Annotated in this window: 13 protein-coding genes; 6 read left to right on the top strand and 7 right to left on the bottom strand. The window is 68.0% G+C overall.

Annotated elements, in window-relative coordinates:
* Position 1 precedes the first annotated feature (1 nt).
* The 5 genes from BM133_RS32095 to BM133_RS32115 form a co-directional block, all read right to left on the bottom strand.
* On the bottom strand, positions 2–1,156 hold the full coding sequence (locus tag BM133_RS32095; RefSeq protein WP_093443203.1) for a polysaccharide biosynthesis/export family protein: 1,155 nt from the start codon (positions 1,154–1,156) through the stop codon (positions 2–4).
* Positions 1,157–2,066: 910 nt separating this feature from the next.
* Entirely contained in the window at positions 2,067–2,270 is a 204-nt protein-coding gene (locus BM133_RS32100) for a hypothetical protein (protein WP_093443205.1), read from the bottom strand.
* A gap of 190 nt (positions 2,271–2,460) precedes the next feature.
* On the bottom strand, positions 2,461–3,309 hold the full coding sequence (locus BM133_RS32105) for an AraC family transcriptional regulator (RefSeq protein ID WP_256219427.1): 849 nt from the start codon (positions 3,307–3,309) through the stop codon (positions 2,461–2,463).
* 37 nt (positions 3,310–3,346) lie between these two features.
* Complete coding sequence (gene gntK, locus BM133_RS32110) at positions 3,347–4,906, bottom strand: gluconokinase (RefSeq protein WP_093443395.1); 1,560 nt, start codon at positions 4,904–4,906, stop codon at positions 3,347–3,349.
* A gap of 45 nt (positions 4,907–4,951) precedes the next feature.
* Positions 4,952–6,304 carry a GntP family permease gene (locus BM133_RS32115; protein ID WP_093443397.1) on the bottom strand — a complete coding sequence of 451 codons (1,353 nt, stop codon included), beginning with the start codon at positions 6,302–6,304 and terminating at the stop codon, positions 4,952–4,954.
* Positions 6,305–6,508: 204 nt separating this feature from the next.
* Here BM133_RS32115 and BM133_RS32120 point away from each other — a divergent pair, with 204 nt between their 5' ends.
* Positions 6,509–7,552, top strand: coding sequence for an HTH-type transcriptional regulator GntR (locus tag BM133_RS32120; RefSeq protein WP_093443207.1), 1,044 nt, complete (start codon positions 6,509–6,511; stop codon positions 7,550–7,552).
* 18 nt (positions 7,553–7,570) lie between these two features.
* On the opposite strand, the gene BM133_RS32125 is transcribed toward BM133_RS32120, so the two are convergent.
* Positions 7,571–8,494 (bottom strand): LysR family transcriptional regulator, encoded by a 924-nt coding sequence (locus BM133_RS32125; RefSeq protein WP_093443209.1) that lies wholly within the window; start codon positions 8,492–8,494, stop codon positions 7,571–7,573.
* Positions 8,495–8,569: 75 nt separating this feature from the next.
* Between BM133_RS32125 and BM133_RS32130 the strand changes: the two genes are divergently transcribed.
* The 5 genes from BM133_RS32130 to BM133_RS32150 are packed head-to-tail and all read left to right on the top strand — an operon-like array spanning position 8,570 to position 12,765.
* Positions 8,570–9,244 (top strand): RraA family protein, encoded by a 675-nt coding sequence (locus BM133_RS32130; RefSeq protein WP_093443211.1) that lies wholly within the window; start codon positions 8,570–8,572, stop codon positions 9,242–9,244.
* Positions 9,241–10,143, top strand: coding sequence for an amino acid ABC transporter substrate-binding protein (locus BM133_RS32135; protein ID WP_093443213.1), 903 nt, complete (start codon positions 9,241–9,243; stop codon positions 10,141–10,143). The genes BM133_RS32130 and BM133_RS32135 overlap by 4 nt, the downstream gene beginning before the upstream one ends.
* Positions 10,144–10,202: 59 nt before the next feature.
* The gene (locus tag BM133_RS32140) at positions 10,203–10,832 is read left to right on the top strand and encodes an RraA family protein (RefSeq protein WP_093443215.1); all 630 of its coding nucleotides are present in this window, start codon (positions 10,203–10,205) and stop codon (positions 10,830–10,832) included.
* Positions 10,833–10,873: 41 nt separating this feature from the next.
* Positions 10,874–11,536 carry an RraA family protein gene (locus BM133_RS32145; protein WP_093443217.1) on the top strand — a complete coding sequence of 221 codons (663 nt, stop codon included), beginning with the start codon at positions 10,874–10,876 and terminating at the stop codon, positions 11,534–11,536.
* Complete coding sequence (locus tag BM133_RS32150; RefSeq protein ID WP_093443219.1) at positions 11,536–12,765, top strand: pyridoxal phosphate-dependent aminotransferase; 1,230 nt, start codon at positions 11,536–11,538, stop codon at positions 12,763–12,765. Before BM133_RS32145 ends, BM133_RS32150 begins: the two co-directional genes overlap by 1 nt.
* Positions 12,766–12,814: 49 nt before the next feature.
* On the opposite strand, the gene BM133_RS32155 is transcribed toward BM133_RS32150, so the two are convergent.
* Complete coding sequence (locus BM133_RS32155) at positions 12,815–16,417, bottom strand: indolepyruvate ferredoxin oxidoreductase family protein (RefSeq protein ID WP_093443221.1); 3,603 nt, start codon at positions 16,415–16,417, stop codon at positions 12,815–12,817.
* Between the last annotated feature and the right edge of the window lie 55 nt (positions 16,418–16,472).

Below are 16,472 nucleotides of genomic sequence, written 5' to 3' on the forward strand. Positions count from 1 at the left end.
CTCATCGGTGGTTCATGTAGATGCGGTCGCCGATGTCCATGACCTGGGCGGCGGGCAGGATGAGGCTGGCCACGCGGTTCCAGCTCACCAGCGGCACCGAGTCGATGTAGACGACGTCGCGCGGCTGCAGCGGAAAGCGGTCGGCCAGCGCGAGCGCGGCGGGGTTCTTCGCGTTCAGGTGGAACACGGCCGGCGTGCCCTTGGCGGTGTTGCGCACGACGTAGATCTGGCCCGTGTTGGCGGTGCCCAGGCTCGCACTGCCGGCCTCGCCGAGCGCTTCGTTCAGGCTCAGGCGCCCGTTGTGCATGAGCAGCGCCGAGGGGCGCAGCACTTCGCCCATCACCACGACCTTGCTCTCGTCGCGGTTGCGCACCTGCACCACGTCGCCGTTCTGCAGCGGGATGTCGCCCGCGCCGTTGCCCAGGTCCTGCAGGCGCGTGAGATCGACCAGCGTGGTGCGGTCGCCGCGCGTGAGCGTGACGAACGAGCGGTCGCCGTTGGCGGTGATGCCGCCGGCGCGGTTGAGCGCCTCGGCCAGCGTCATCGGCACGTCGGTGAAGATCTGCAGCCCCGGCGTGCGCACCTCGCCCTCGACGAAGGCGCGGCGGCTGCGGAACGACTGGATGCGCACCGTGACCTGCGGCTCCTTGATGTAGCGCGCGATGCGTTTGGCGATGAGGTCGGAGGCCTCGATTTCGGTCAGGCCCTGCATCTTCACGCGGCCGATGTACGGAAAGCTGATCTCCCCGTTGGCGCCGACGATGAAGCCCGGCGCCACGCTGATGCCGGTCGGGTCGACCTGCTGGGTGATGACGGCGCCGGCGTTGGGCAGCAGCTCGGGGTGGTCGTAGACGATCACGCCCACGACGTCGCCCGGCCCGATGGTGTACGCGGCCGCCTCGCCGAACAGCGCCTTCACGTCGGAGGGCACCGCGGTCGGCTGCGCATCGGCCATCGCGCGGATAAGCGAGGGCGAAATCGGCGTGAGCGCGCCTTCGGGCGAGCCGTCGGCGGACAGGGCGGGCGCCGGGGTCGGGTCGGGCTCGTAGGCCACCACGGAGCCGAAGCCCGGTGCGCAGCCCTGGAGCAACATCGCGCCGGCCAGGGCGACGCTCCACCCCATCAGGTACACGTAGCGTGTCAAATTGATCTCCATTGCAAAACTGGTTTTTTCAACCACTGCGGTTCATATGCAAAGGTCGAGCCCGATTGATGCGGGAGGTCGCCTTTGGATCGCGGCGCACGTCAAAGCGAGCCTGCGCTTTATCGGTACGCGGTCGGAAACTGAATTGTCGCCGCGCCCGAAGACCTCCTTTTTCGTCGCAGAGGCGCAAAAAGCGTGTCTATTCGTGGCGCAACCATGCGCAATGCAGGGTTATCTTCCATCGCGGTCTCTGGAACACTGTTTTCATTGGGAAAACTGCCGCTGGAACAGCATTTCGAAAGGCAATTTCTGCGATTGAAATGGCCACTTATTAATTACCCCGCAGCGTGGGGAGATCGTGGCATTCAAACCACGAATCCCTGGATTCAAGGGTTTTTGACCTTGCATGCCCTTTTGTAAGATTTTGTTTTTTGTGCATGCCCCCGAGTGAAAGGGGCGGGCAAAGACCGGGTACCCTGTTCGATCGGTGCATGCGAGGGCACCAGAAAGGGCACAGCGGCGGAGCGCGTCGCCCCGATTTGATTTGCTGTAGGTTTTTCGATTTACACCGAATTCGGGTCGCCCCAGGCCTTGGCGGCACCAACATCGTGCAACGATTGAATACGAAATTAAATGAATAATTTCAGTTTCATTCCGAGTTGAAACTTTTGTAGTGTTTTTTCAATTGAAGTCATTCATTCGCCACGGATCTTTCGTATTTTGGTCATGACGAACGGATCTAATCCTTCAGGCGGAAAGACGAAGAATAAAAAAGAATTCAAGGCCGGTGCACGGAAATCGCCGTGGGCGCTTTTGGGGAATTCGCGCACGCCAATACGGGGCCATTAAATGCAAAAGGCCTCACGAGGAGGCCAATGGTGTTGCAAGGGCCCGGCGACAGGTGCCGGACGGGGGAGCGCGCTTACTGTTCCTGGTCGTCGCCGGCCTGGCCGAGCTTGTCCTTGGTGGCGCGAACGCCCCGCAGCACCAGCAGCAGCGTGATGCCCACGAGCACCAGAAAGCCGACCAGGGCCCAGCCGCCCATGCCGAAGGCCCACCACCAGAACAGGCCGCTCAGTGGCAGCAGCACCAAGGCCAATAGCAATTCGATGAAGATCAAGCGCATCTGTCTCTCCCCCTTCGCTCGGGCACGCGTCGCCCCATGGATGTGTAAAAAATCGCTACGTGCGTCGGGTGCGAGAGGATAGCTCAAGAAAACCAGAGGATATGCAGGTTCCGGGACGCTGCCTACAGAGTATTCAGGGGCAACCTGCATGCGGCCTGACTGGCCACGCCCTCCAGGCAACTGCTGCGGCTCAGCTTCGCGCCGAAGCGCGGAATTCGCCCGGCGTCATCCCCTGGATGCGCCGGAAATGCCGGTTGAAGTTCGAGATGTTGTTGAACCCCACCTCATAGCAGATGCTGCTCACCTGCTGGCGCGTCGATGCCAGGAGGCGGCAGGCCGTGGCCACGCGCAGGCCGATCACGAAATCGGTGAAGGTCTGGCCGGTGGCGCGCCGAAAGCTGCGCGAGAACGCGTTCCCCTGCATGCCCACGATCGCGCCGACTTCGCCGAGCGACAGCGCCTCGGCGTAGTTGTCGCGGATGTGGTCCAGCGCCTTGTGGATGCGCAACGCGTGGCCGTTTTCGTCGGTGCCATCGCCATCGGGCGCGGCGTCCGCGAGCAGGCGGTAATCGGTCCACTGCGCGAGCTCGTTCAGCAGCACCGTGAATTCGGAAAAACGCGCGAGCCCCTGCAGCGATGCGATGCGGCGCAGCCGCGCGAGCGTGCCTTCGCCCAGGCCGACGAACTGCACGCCCCGCCGCGCGCGCGCCAGCAGCGGCCCGGCATCGCCGAGTTCGGGAAAGAGCGCAATGCCGCGGCGCAGCGGCTCGTCGCTGAAGCGCAGCACGATGCCCTCCGCGGCGCCGGCGGACAGGGCCAATGCAATGCCCATGCTGTGCGGCAGATGAGGGCCGAGCAACACCACCGTGCCGGGCGCGAGGCGGTGCGTCTCCTGGCGGGCGCCGCTGCCGATGCGCAGGCTCGCGGGCATGGCGCCGATCAGGTGCAGTTCGTGGTCGTGCAGGCAGCGCGCCTCGTGCGCGCGCACCGCAGGGTTCGGAAGCGCGATGGCGGACTCGCAGTGGACCGTGTTCAGCAAGACCGCATCTCCAGCGAAAGCGACGGGCCGGAGGGCATCAGCCCTGGCGCGCCGGCGGCGGCGCGGCCATCTGCTGCTGGAACGCGGCCAGCAGCCGGTACTCCTCGCCGAGCTTGCGCGGCAGCGACAGGTACACCGGCAGAAGCTGTTTGTAGAGCGCGGCGTTCTTGGCGTTGGGCGTGTGGCGGTGCGTGGCGCCGACCATGCCCGCGACCACGTCCAGCGAATCGACATGGCCCAGCGCATAGAGCCCGAGCACCGCGGCGCCCAGGCACGAGCTCTCGAAGCTCTCGGGCACCACCACCTCGCGGTCGAACACGTCGGCCATCATCTGGCGCCACATGCCCGAGCGCGCGAAGCCGCCGGTGGCCTTGATGTGCGCGCTGCGCCCCGCGATCGACTCGACCGCCGGCAGGATGCTGTAGAGATTGAAGATCACGCCCTCCAGCACCGCGCGGATCATGTGCTCCTTGCGGTGGTGGATGCCCAGCCCGAAGAAGGAGCCGCGCAGGTCCGCGTTCCAGTAAGGCGCGCGCTCGCCCGTGAGAAAGGGGTGGAACACCAGCCCTTCGGAGCCGGCGGACACGCGCTCGGCGATGCGCGTGAGCACCTCGTAGGTGTCGATGCCCAGGCGCTTGGCCGTCTCGGCCTCGGCCGAGGCGAACTCGTCGCGCACCCAGCGCAGGATGATGCCGCCGTTGTTCACCGGTCCGCCCACCACCCAGCGCCGCTCGGCGAGCGCGTAGCAGAAGGTGCGGCCCTCGGGGTCGGTCATCGGGTGGTCGACCACGGTGCGCATCGCGCCGCTGGTGCCGATGGTCACGGCCACCTCGCCGGGCGCGACCGCGTTCACGCCCAGGTTGGAGAGCACGCCGTCGTTGGCGCCGATGACGAAGGGCGTGTCGGTTGCCAGGCCCAGCTGCGCCGCGACGTCGGCCGAAAGGCCCTCGATGTGCCAGGTGGTCGGCACCGGGCGCGGCAGCTGGTCGGCGCGCACGCCGGCCAGCGCGAGCGCGCCTTCGTCCCAGTCCAGCCGCTCCAGGTTGAAGAGCCCCGTGGCCGAGGCGATCGAATGGTCGACCTGCCACTGCCCGAAGAGCCGGAAGAACACGTACTCCTTGATCCCGACGAAGCGCGCCGCACGGGCGAAGAGCTCGGCCCGCTCGTGGCGCAGCCACACCAGCTTGACCAGCGGCGACATCGGATGGATCGGCGTGCCGGTGCGGCGATAGATCGCGTCGCCGTCCCACTCGGCGCGAATGCGCCCGGCCCAGGCCGAGGCGCGGTGGTCGGCCCAGGTGATGCTGCGCGTGAGCGGCGCGCCCGCGGCATCGACCAGGATGAGGCTGTGCATCGCCGCGCTGAAAGACACCGCGAGCACGTCGCCCGGCGCGGCCTTGCAGGCCTTCACGCATCCGGCGATGGTCTGCAGCACGGCCTGGAAGATCTGCTCGGGGTCCTGCTCGGCGGCGGCGGCCTCGGGCTGCAGCAGCGGGTACTCGGCCGCGTCGTGCGCCAGCACGCGCCCGGCCGGCGTGAAGGCCACCGCCTTGGTGCTGGTGGTTCCGATGTCGACCCCGATGACGATGCGGCCCATGGCTTCGGTCTCCTTCGCTTGCGCGATCACGTTCAGCCGGCCATGCTAGACGACCATGCTCAGAAGCATGATGAAGACGATGGCCACCACCGAGATCAGCGTCTCCATCACCGTCCAGGTCTTGAAGGTCTCGGCCACCGTCATGTTGAAGTACTGCTTCACGAGCCAGAAGCCCGCGTCGTTCACGTGCGAAAGAATCAGCGAGCCCGCGCCCGTGGCCAGCACCAGCAGCTCGCGGTTCACGCCCGGCACCATGGTCGCGAGCGGCGCGACGATGCCCGCGCCCGTGATGGTGGCCACCGTGGCCGAGCCCGTGGCGATGCGGATCACCCCCGCCACCAGCCAGGCCAGCAGGATCGGCGAGACCTGCGCCTGCAGCGCCATGTGGCCGATCGCGTTGCCCACGCCGCTGGCCACCAGCATCTGCTTGAAGCCGCCGCCCGCGCCGATGATGAGCACGATCGCCGCGGTGGGCGCCAGGCTGTCGTCCACGAACTTCATGATCTCTTTGCTCGTGAACCCACGCGCCGTGCCGAAGGTGTAGAGCGACAGCAAGAGCGCCGCCAGCAGCGCGGTGATCGGGTGGCCGATGAAGTCCATCCACTGGCGCACGACGTTCTTCTCGTCCAGCGCCACGTCGGCGAAAGTCTTCAGGAGCATCAGCGCCACCGGCAGCAGGATCGTGACCAGCGTGATGCCGAAGCCCGGCAACTCGCGCGCCTCGGGTTCGCGCGCCAGTTGCGCCAGCAACTCCGGCGAGGCCTCGCCCGGCACGTACTTCGAGATGAACTTGCCGAAGATCGGGCCCGCGATCATCGCGGTGGGCAGGCCGACGAGGAGGCCGTAGAAGATGGTCTTGCCGATGTCGGCGCCGAACACGCCGATCGCCAGCAGCGGCCCCGGGTGCGGCGGCACCAGGCCGTGCACCACCGAGAGACCCGCCAGGAGCGGAATGCCCACGCGGATCAGCGACACGCCCGTGCGCCGCGCCACGATGAACACCAGCGGAATGAGCAGCACGAAGCCGATCTCGAAGAACAGAGGAATGCCCACCAGGAAGGCCGCGAACATCATGGCCCAGTGCACGCGTTCCTTGCCGAAGGCGTCGATGAGCGTGCGCGCGATGCGGTCCGCACCGCCCGACTCGGCCATCATCTTGCCCAGCATGGTGCCCAGGCCCAGCACGATGCCCACGAATCCGAGCACGCCACCGAAGCCCTCCTGGAAGGACTTCATCACCAGGTCCACCGGCATGCCGGAGGTCAGGCCCAGGAAGCCCGCGGCCAGCGTGAGCGCGATGAAGGGGTGCACGCGCCAGCGCGTGATCAGAAGGATGAGCCCGAGGATCGCCACCAGGGCGTCGACGAGCAGGAAAACCTCTTTGCTCAATCCGAACATTCCGAACATGTCTTGTCTCCTGAATCCGGGCACTGCGAGGGCGCCTGGTGGGTGGAACGACGCGGGGACAGCGCTATCCCGCACAATCCAAAAAAACCAGCGCTGGCGGTTCCGGGTTTCTCCGGTCGGCAAAGGGCTGGGACAGCGCTATCCTAGGACAGCGCTGTCCAATTCAATCTTGGTAATAACCCTAAGAAATCGACCATGGCCGACGTTCCCGAGCGCCTGCGCTCCCGCACTCCCTCCCGTGCCTCCAGCCACGCTACCCTGGACGACGTGGCGCGCGTGTCAGGCGTGAGCCCGATCACCGTGTCGCGCGCGCTGCGCGGCGCGCGCAATGTGGCGCCCGACCTGCAGGCGCGCGTGCAGGCGGCCGTCGACGAACTGGGCTACGTGCCCAACGTGGCGGCGCGCGCGCTGGCCTCGGCGCGCAGTTCGCACGTGGCGGTGCTGATTCCGTCGCTGACCAACCAGCTCTTCGTGGAGTTGCTCGAGGCGGTGCAGGACGCGCTGGCGCCGCACGGCTTCCAGTCGCTCATCGGCGTGACCCACTACGACCCGGCAGAGGAAGAGGCGCTGCTGCGCAGCTACCTCTCGCAGCGGCCGGCCGGCCTGCTGCTGACCGGCTTCGACCGCAGCGCCGCATCCTTGCGCATGCTCGAACGCAGCCATGCGCCGTGCGTGTACCTGATGGAAACCTCGGCCGCGCCCGGCATCCACAGCGTGGGTTTTTCGCAGCAGGACGCGGGCCGCGCCATCGTGCAGCACCTGCTCGCGCGCGGCCGCCGCCGCATCGCCTATGCCGCCGGCCAGCTCGACCCGCGCGTCATGCTGCGCCTGGCGGGCTACCGCGAGGCGCTGCGCGCGGCCGGCTGCCACGATCCGGCGCTCGAGCTGCTGGTGCCGGGCCCGACCTCCATGGCCCTGGGCGGCCGGCAGTTCGAGGACCTGCTCGCGCGCCACCCCGACGTGGACGCCATCTTCTATTGCAACGACGACCTCGCCCAGGGCGCGCTGCTCGCCGCGCTGCGCACCGGCGTGCCGGTGCCCGAGCGCGTGGCGATCGCCGGCTTCAACGACCTGGGCGGCAGCGACCAGATGCTGCCGCCGCTCACCACCGTGCGCACCCCGCGCCAGGCGATCGGCGAACGCGCGGCCTCCATGCTGCTGGCGCTGATGCGTGACGAGACCGTGGCCGAGCGCACGCTGGACCTGGGCTTCGAGCTGATGGTGCGGCAGAGCAGCTGAGGCCGCCGGCCCCGGGCGCTACGCCGCAGGTGCGCCGGATCCATCGCCCGCGCCCATCGACGACGCGATGGCAACGATCCGCTCGACCATCGGGTCCTGTGTCCTGGCGCTCCAGGCGACCGCGATGGTGACGATGTCCACCTGCTCCTTCAGGGCCTTGATGGCGACCAGCTCGCCGCCCAGGTGCTGCATGCCCAGGGGCACCAGCGCCACGCCCTGGCTGCAGCCGACCATGGCGATCTGCGAAGTGACCGAGCGGGATTCATGCAGGATCCGCGGCGTGAATCCGTGCGACCGGCACGCCGAGATGATTCCGTCGAAGAAGGTCGGGCTCACCGCCCTCGGGAACATGATGAATTCCTCGTCGGCGAGCTCCCGCATCGCAATCGCATCGCGCGCCGCCAGCCGGTGCCACCGCGGCAAGGCGACGCCCAGCCGCTCCGTGCGCAAGGGGTGCGCGTGGATGGCATGCCCCGCGCCGCTCTCGATGCGCGCGAAGGCGACGTCGATGACGCCTTCGTCCAGCGCCACCAGAGCCTCGGCGCTGTCGATTTCGATGACCGAGATGCTCGCGTCCGGCACCTCGGCCTTGAGTTGTTCGATCACCGCGGGCAACGGGCTGGCCATCGCCGTCGTGATGGCGCCGATGGTGACCATTCGCCCCCTGCCCCGCAGCGACTCCTGGACCGCGACCTCCACGCGGTCCATCTGGAACACGAGCTTCTTCACGGCCGGAAGGATCGCGGCCCCCTCGGCCGTGAGCTGGACGCCTTTGCCGGAGCGGTCGAACAACTTGACCTTCAGCGCTGCCTCCAGCACCTGGATCTGCTCCGTCAGCGGCGGCTGCGACATGCCGAGCCGGGCGGCCGCGCGCCGGAAATGCAGTTCCTCGGCGACCACCGAGAACAGGTACAGGTGCTTGAGCAGGCGGAAGTTGATCATTGATAGGTCAAGCGTATCAAAGTCTTCCTGAATCGCGAATAGACGTATCGGCCGCGCCCTAAGACCATCCGGGCCATGAACACGCACGCCCCACGACTCTCCCGCCTCGCCGACCTGGACACCAACACCGTGTCCGACGCGCTGGACTTTCTCGAACTGCCCGGTGCGACAGCCGGACTGCGCCCGCTGTGGCGCTGCCCGAAGATCGTCGGCCGCGCGTCCACCCTCCAGCTGGCGCCGAAGCACGCGGACAGCGGCCTCACGGTGCATCCCATCACCAGCGTGATCGCAGAGAGCCAGGGCGACGACCGGGTGCTCGTCATTGCCGGCGGCATCGAGGGCATCTCGTGCTGGGGCGACATCGTCGCCAATGCCGCGACGGTGAAGCACATCCGCGGAACCGTGATCGACGGCTTCAGCCGCGACATCGACGGCAGCGAAGCCATCGGGTATCCGGTGTACGGCCGCGGCGTCACCATGGTCAGCGCCCGCAACCGGCTGGTGCAGACGGGCGCGGGAGAGCCGGTGACGATGGCGGGCGTCAAGGTTGCGCAGGACGACTTCGTGATCGCCGACCGCTGCGGCGCCGTGTTCGTGCCGGCAGCGCGCATCGACGAGGTGCTGGACATCGCCGAGCGAACCGCCGCCAAGCAAGCGGGCATGGTCTCCAGGATCCGCGCCGGCCAGTCCGTGGCCGAAGCCATGCACGACAGGAACTTCGCGGCAGTCATGCAAGAGCACCACTCATGAAAACCATCGCAACGCTCCTGGCCGCTCTGCTGGCCCTGGGCACCGCCGCCGGCGCATCCGCCCAGACGCTGGACCGGATCAGGAGCACAGGCGTCGTCACGCTCGGCGTGCGCGACAGTTCGCTGCCGATGTCCTATGTGCTGGGCACCAACCAGGCGGTCGGCTTCCAGGTCGACATCTGCCAGCAGATCGTCGCCTCCATCAAGAAGCGGCTGAACCTGCCCAGGGTCGAGGTGCGCTACCAGGTCGTCACCTCGCAGAACCGCGTCCCGCTGGTGAAGAACGGAACGGTCGATCTGGAGTGCGGTTCGACCACCAACAACCAGGCACGCCAGCAGGAGGTCGCGTTCGCGCTGACCACCTACATCGAGGAGGTCCGCATGGCGGTGCGCGCCGCGTCGAACATCCGCTCGATCAAGGACCTCGAAGGCAAGACCGTCGTGGCGACGACCGGCACGACGTCCGTGCAGCATCTGCGGCGCAACAGCCGCGCGACCGGCCTGAAGATCAACGAGATCCTCGGCAAGGACCACGCCGAGAGCTTCCTGATCCTCGAATCCGGAAAGGCGGACGCGTGGGTGATCGACGCGGGCCTGCTCAATGCGTCGATCGCGAACTCCAGGAACCCGGCCGATTTCGCCGTGGTGGGCGAGGTGCTCAACACCGAACCGCTCGCGATCATGATGAGCAAGGACGACGCGCCGCTCAAGGCGCTGGCCGACGAGACCATCCGCGAAATGATGCGCTTCGGCGAGATGAAGACGCTGTGGAACAAGTGGTACAGCCAGCCCATTCCACCGCGCAACGTGCGGCTGAACATGGAGCCGCCGGCCGCCCTGCAGCAGCTCTGGCAGAACCCCAACGACCTCCCCATGGAAAGCTACGCGGCTGCCAAGTGAGCCCAGCGAGAAGAACCTTGACCTATCCCAACCCCAACTTCGACACAGGGCCGGTTCCGATGCTGGCCCCCAAGGCCTTGACCGATGCGCTCCAGTCGGTCGTCACGCCCCACATCAGCGACAACCTCCGGCGCATGTCCGGCGTGCTGGGTCTGCAGCGCTTCAACCGTTCGCGCAAGCTCGTCGGCACCGCGTACACGATCAAGGCGCGCCCCGGCGACAACCTGCTCATCTACCACGCGCTCAAGGAGATCGAGCCCGGCCACGTGCTCGTCGTCGACGGCGGCGGCGATCCGAACAACGCGCTGGTGGGCGAACTGATCATGCTGTATGCGATCCAGCGAGGCTGCGCCGGATTCGTCATCGACGGCGCGATCCGCGACGTGCGCGCCTTCTTCGAGGCCGACTTTCCCTGCTACGCGCGCAGCCACACGCACCGTGGCCCGTACAAGCTCGGCCCCGGCACCTCGAACCGCGACGTCACCGTCGGCGGGCAGGTCGTGCATCCGGGCGATGTGGTGGTCGGCGATGAGGACGGCCTCGTCAGCTTCGACCGCGCCGACGGCGAACGGCTGCTCGCGGCCATCGCACAGACCGCAAGGACGGAAGACGCGATCAAGGCGGAAATCGCCACGGGGCGAGTCGACCAGGACTGGCTCGACAGGACGCTGTCCGCCCACGGCCTCTGAGCACACGTCACACCTCAGGAACTCTCGCGAAAGTATTTCAAATGCAGCAAGAAGACAAAGAGCTCGTCGCCCTGTTCGAGGGCCTGGACACACCGGGCGTCTCGGACGCCATGGACAAGCTGGGCCTTCCGGGCCACTGCTTCGACGTCATGCCGCTGGACAACTACGCGGGCGTGATCGTGGGACCGGCGTTCACGGTGAAGTACGTGTCCGCCAGCACGCCTGCCGGCTCGGTCGGTGACTTCATCGACGACGTGGCCGAGGGCGATGTGCTGGTCATCGACAACGACAGTCGCACCGACTGCACGGTGTGGGGCGACATCATGACCCAGTACGCGGGCAAGCGAAAGATCGCCGCCACCGTGATCGACGGCGTCTGCCGGGACGTCTCGAAGGCGCTGACCGACAACTACCCGCTGTTCACGCGCGGGCGGTTCATGCGCACCGGCAAGGACCGCGTGCAGGTCGAGGGGGTCAACGTCGCGGTGTCCATCGGCAAGGCGCGCGTCGTGGCCAGGGACATCATCGTTGCGGACGCCAACGGCGTGCTGGCCGTGCCGCGTGCGCGGGCGCGGGAGGTCGCGGAACTCGCGCGAAAGATCGAAGCCGCCGAGTCGCGGATTCGCGCGCAGATCGAACAGGGCAAGACGCTGGGCGAGGCGCGTGCGGCGATGGGCTACCACACGCTGCAGAGGAAGGCCTGATGACCGGCGGCTCCACGACACCACCGCACGAACGGCTCAACGTTCACCTTGCAGCGGCGCAACCCTCGGCCACCTACAAGATGATGGACAGGGTGGCCGCGCGGCGCGCCACCGGAGCGAAGGTGATCTCCCTGTCTGCCGGCGAGCCCGACTTCGACACGCCCGCGCACATCTGCGATGCGGCGGTGACCGCCATTCGCGACGGCCACACGCGCTACACGCAGGTCGCGGGCATGCGGCCGCTCAGGGAAGCGGTCGCCGCGAAGTTCCGGCGCGAGAACGGACTGGACGTCGGCTGGCAGGACACCATCGTCTGCCCGGGCGGCAAGCAGGTGATCTTCAATGCGCTCGCAGCGACGCTGAACGAGGGCGACGAAGTGATCGTGCCGGCGCCCTACTGGGTGAGCTACCCCGAGATCGTGCAGCTCTGCGGCGCCCGCTCGGTCATCGTCCACTGCGGCGGCGCGTCGGGGTTCAAGCTGACGCCCGAGGCGCTGGACGCGGCGATCACGCCGCGCACGCGATGGCTGATCCTCAACGCCCCCGGCAATCCGACCGGCGCCGTGTATTCGCTCGCGGAACTGCGCGCCCTCGCCGAGGTGTTGCTGCGCCATCCGCATGTGCTGGTGCTGGCGGACGACATCTACGAGCACCTGATCTTCGACGGCGCGAAGTTCCATACGCTCGCGCAGGCCGAGCCCCGCATCGCCCACCGCACGCTGACGATGAACGGCGTCTCCAAGGCCTATGCCATGACCGGCTGGCGCATCGGATTCGGCACCGGCCCGCGCTGGCTGCTCGATGCGATGGAGAAACTGCAGGGCCAGCAGACCTCGGGCGCCAGTTCGATCTCACAACATGCGGCGCTCGCCGCATTGAGCGGCCCCCAGGATTTCATCGCGCAATCGCGCGCTTCCTTCGAGCGGCGCCGGGACCTTCTCGTCGACGCGCTGAACCGCACGCCGGGCCTGCGCTGCGACAAGCCGGCGGGCGCCTTCTATGCCTTCGTCTCGTGCGAAGGCCTGATCAGCAAGACGACGGCAGCCGGCACCCTGCTCGCAACCGATGAAGACGTCGCGGGCGCCCTGCTGGACGAGGCGAACGTCGGCGTGGTCCACGGCAGTGCCTTCGGACTGGCGCCGTATTTCCGGATCGCCTATGCGCTGGACGAGGCGTCGCTCGGCGTTGCCTGCGAGAGCATCGACCACTTCTGCCGCTCGGTTTCGTGAGCAGGCCGAAGGGCGGTCGCCCAGCGGAAATGCGACGTCGATCGACGGCTCAGTGCGACACGACGGCGATCCCCCGGAACTGCCCCGCCTTCGCCTGCTTCCCGGGCCGCGGATAGCGCTGCGGTGAGAAGCGGTGCAGCAGCTCCGCCTCGCGCTCGGTCGCGAGTGCGAGGTTGGCCAGCTTCACATGCCCGAAGCCGCGGATCGAGAGCGGCAGCGCCGCGATCTGCGCGGCGAGCTGCTGGTTTGCGGCTGAAAGATCGGCGGCCAATTCATCGAGCCGCTGGTCGAACCGGGCGATGAGCGCGCGCTCCGTCCGGCGCTCCTGCGTGTAGCCGAACAGATCGAAGCCCGTGCCGCGCAGCCGCCTGCCGTGCGCGAGCCACTTCATGGCCGGCAGCATCCACGCGCCCAGGCGGATCTTGGCGGGCGCCTGGCCGTTCGCGGGGCGCGAGAGCAGCGGCGGGGCCATGTGGAATTCGAGCTTCAGGTCGCCTTCGAACTGGTCCTTGAGCTTCTGCAGGAACGCGCCGTCGGTGTAGAGGCGCGCGACCTCGTACTCGTCCTTGTAGCTCATGAGCTTCAACAAACTGCGCGCCGCGTTGCGCGTGAGGGGCAGGCGCGCGTCGCCGCCCGGCAGCGCGGACTCGGCCGCCTGCAGCGCGCGGATGCGCCGGTCGAAGCGCGCGGCCCATGCGGCGTTCTGGTAGCCGGTGAGATGGCGGCGCGCATCGGCGAGCAGCGCGTCCAGCGGGCGCTCGTCGGCCTCCTGTGGCTGCGCGCCCATGGGGGCTGCGCGCAGTTGGTCCAGCGCCTCGGCATTCCCCGCGGCGAGCCGGCCCAGCGAAAACGCCGACTGGTTGGCCGCCACGGCCACGCCGTTGAGTTCGATCGCATGCATCAGCGCCTCCAGGCTCAGCGGCACCAGCCCGCGCTGCCATGCATAGCCGGTGGCCACGATGTTCGCGGCCAGCGTGTCGCCGAGAAACTCTTCGGCCAGGCTCTGCGCGTCGAAGGTCTCGACCTGTTCCTCGCCCGCGACGAAGCGCATCTTCTCCAGCAGCAGGTCGACGTGCAGCTCGGCATCGGGGTTGCGCAGCGACTCGGCCACCGGGATCTCGTGGATGTTGGCGAGCACGCGCGTGCGCCCGTGCCGCACGGTCTGCAGCGCGTCGGCCGAGGCGCCCACCACCACGTCGCACGCGAGGATGGCGTCGGCCTGCTGCGTGTCGATGCGCACCTGGTTCAGCCGCTCGGGCGCATCGGCCAGCCGCACGAAGCTCAGCACCGAGCCGCCCTTCTGCGCGAAGCCCATGAAGTCGAGCACGCTGGCCGACTTGCCCTCCAGGTGGGCGGCCATCGCGATGACCGCGCCCACCGTCACCACGCCGGTGCCGCCCACGCCCGTCACCAGCAGGTCGTACGGCGCGGTCCATGCGTGTGCAGCGGGACGCGGCAGCGCGGCCACGCGGTGCAGGAAGGCATCGCGCCCGGCCGCGAGCGCCCCGCTCTTGCGGCGCAGCTTGCCGCCGGTGACACCCACGAAGCTGGGGCAGAAGCCCTTGGCGCAGGAATAGTCCTTGTTGCAGCTGGTCTGGTCGATCTTTCGCTTGCGGCCCATCGGCGTCTCGTGCGGCAGCACGGCCACGCAATTGCTCTGCACGGTGCAGTCGCCGCAGCCTTCGCACACGGCCTCGTTGATGTAGAGGCGCTTGGGCGGATCGGCCAGCTCGCCCTTCTTGCGGCGGCGGCGCTTCTCGGCGGCGCAGGTCTGCTCGTAGATGAGCACGGTCACGCCGGGCATCTCGCGCAGGCGCCGCTGCACCTCGTCGAGCGCGGCGCGGTCGTGGAACTCGGTGCCCGCCGGAAAGCGGTTCTTGATGGCGTCGTAGTGCCCGATGGCATCGCTCACGACCACCACCTTGGTGACGCCTTCCGATTCGACCTGCCGCGCGATCGCGTCCACGCTGATGACGCCGTCCACCGGCTGGCCGCCGGTCATCGCGACCGCGTCGTTGAACAGGATCTTGTAGGTCAGCGTGGCCTTGGCCGCGACGGCCTGGCGGATCGCGAGGTAGCCCGAGTGGTAGTAGGTGCCGTCGCCCAGGTTCTGGAACACGTGCGGCGTTTTCGTGAACATGGCGTGCGAGATCCAGTCCACGCCCTCGCCACCCATCTGGATGAGGCCCGCCGTGCTGCGGTCCATCCAGTTGGCCATGAAGTGGCAGCCGATGCCCGCGCGCGCGGTCGATCCCTCGGGCACCTTGGTGCTGGTGTTGTGCGGGCAGCCGGCGCAGAAGTACGGCAGGCGCTTCACCGCATCGCTCGCGTTGCCCAGCAGCTCGGGCGGCGTGAAGTCGCGCACATGCTGCAGGTGATCGCCCAGGTCCTGGTTGTCGGGGAAGTGCACGGCCAGCCAGTGCGCGACCAGTTCGATCAGGCGCGAAGGCCGCAGCTCGCCGAGCGCGGACACCAGCGGCTGGCCGTCGCGGTCGTGCTTGCCCACGAGCACGGGGCGCGCATCGGCGGGCGCGTTGTAGAAGATGTCGCGCAGCTGCGTCTCGACCACCGCGCCCTTCTCTTCCACGACGAGGATCTCTTCGAGCCCCTGCGCGAAGGTCTTGAGGCGCGTCTGCTCGAGCGGAAAGCTCAGCCCCACCTTGTAGAGCCGCACGCCGGCGCGCGCGAGTTGTTCGGGCGAGAGTTCCAGACGCCGCAGCACCTCCATCAGGTCGTGGTGCGCCTTGCCGCAGGTGACGATGCCCACCTTGGCATGCGGGCTCACGATGACGTGGCGGTCGATGCTGTTGCGTTGCGTGAACGCGGCCACGGCGGCGAGCTTGTCTTCCAGCCGCGACTCGATGCGCAGCGACGGCAGGTCGGGCCAGCGGTAGTGCAGCCCGTCGGGCGGCGCGGCATGGCCGGTGGCGGCGCGCACGGCGTCGGCGTCTTCCCAGGCGGCCACGCGCGCATTCACCGCATCGAGGTCCACCGTGCCCGCGCTCTCCACGATTTCGGACAGCGCCGCCATGCCGACCCAGGCGCCCGAGTAGCGCGAGAGCTCGTAGCCGTACAGGCCGAACTCCAGGTACTCGGCCACGCTCGCGGGCTGCATCACGGGCATGCGCCAGGCCATGAAGGCGTGGTCGCTCTGGTGCGGCATCGAGGACGACACGCAGCCGTGGTCGTCGCCCGCCACCACCAGCACGCCGCCGCGCGGCGACGAGCCGTAGGCGTTGCCGTGCTTGAGCGCGTCGCCCGCGCGGTCCACGCCCGGCCCCTTGCCGTACCACATGGCATACACGCCATCGACGGTGCGCTCGGGGTCGGACTCCACGCGCTGCGTGCCCAGCACCTGCGTGGCCGCGAGCTCTTCGTTCACCGCGGGCACGAAGCGGATGCCGGTCTCCTTGAAGCGATCGCCCGCCTTCCAGATGGCCTGGTCGACCATGCCCAGCGGCGAGCCGCGGTAGCCGCTCACGAAGCCCTGCGTGTGAAGGCCGCGCGCCGCGTCGCGCTGTTTCTGCATCGCCAGGATGCGGATCAGCGCCTGCGTGCCGGTGATGAAGACCGAGCCGGCATCGGCCCAGAGGTTGTCGGAGAGCTGGTAGTCGGGCCGTCGAAGCGCGGCTGTGGGGAGTGGGGCGTTCATGCCCGGAATTGTTCTGCCGCACCCCGAGTAAGTGTTTCTTCAATACACTGGCGCA

The organism is Variovorax sp. 770b2 (assembly GCF_900115685.1).
Lineage (GTDB): Bacteria > Pseudomonadota > Gammaproteobacteria > Burkholderiales > Burkholderiaceae_C > Variovorax.

Coding starts and splice junctions, on each gene's coding strand:
- BM133_RS32120 (WP_093443207.1), top strand. CDS start 6,509: ATGGCCGACGTTCCCGAGCGCCTGCGCTCCCGCACTCCCTCCCGTGCC.
- BM133_RS32145 (WP_093443217.1), top strand. CDS start 10,874: ATGCAGCAAGAAGACAAAGAGCTCGTCGCCCTGTTCGAGGGCCTGGAC.
- BM133_RS32140 (WP_093443215.1), top strand. CDS start 10,203: ATGCTGGCCCCCAAGGCCTTGACCGATGCGCTCCAGTCGGTCGTCACG.
- BM133_RS32130 (WP_093443211.1), top strand. CDS start 8,570: ATGAACACGCACGCCCCACGACTCTCCCGCCTCGCCGACCTGGACACC.
- BM133_RS32150 (WP_093443219.1), top strand. CDS start 11,536: ATGACCGGCGGCTCCACGACACCACCGCACGAACGGCTCAACGTTCAC.
- BM133_RS32115 (WP_093443397.1), bottom strand. CDS start 6,304: ATGTTCGGATTGAGCAAAGAGGTTTTCCTGCTCGTCGACGCCCTGGTG.
- BM133_RS32155 (WP_093443221.1), bottom strand. CDS start 16,417: ATGAACGCCCCACTCCCCACAGCCGCGCTTCGACGGCCCGACTACCAG.
- BM133_RS32100 (WP_093443205.1), bottom strand. CDS start 2,270: ATGCGCTTGATCTTCATCGAATTGCTATTGGCCTTGGTGCTGCTGCCA.
- gntK (WP_093443395.1), bottom strand. CDS start 4,906: ATGGGCCGCATCGTCATCGGGGTCGACATCGGAACCACCAGCACCAAG.
- BM133_RS32125 (WP_093443209.1), bottom strand. CDS start 8,494: ATGATCAACTTCCGCCTGCTCAAGCACCTGTACCTGTTCTCGGTGGTC.
- BM133_RS32095 (WP_093443203.1), bottom strand. CDS start 1,156: ATGGAGATCAATTTGACACGCTACGTGTACCTGATGGGGTGGAGCGTC.
- BM133_RS32135 (WP_093443213.1), top strand. CDS start 9,241: ATGAAAACCATCGCAACGCTCCTGGCCGCTCTGCTGGCCCTGGGCACC.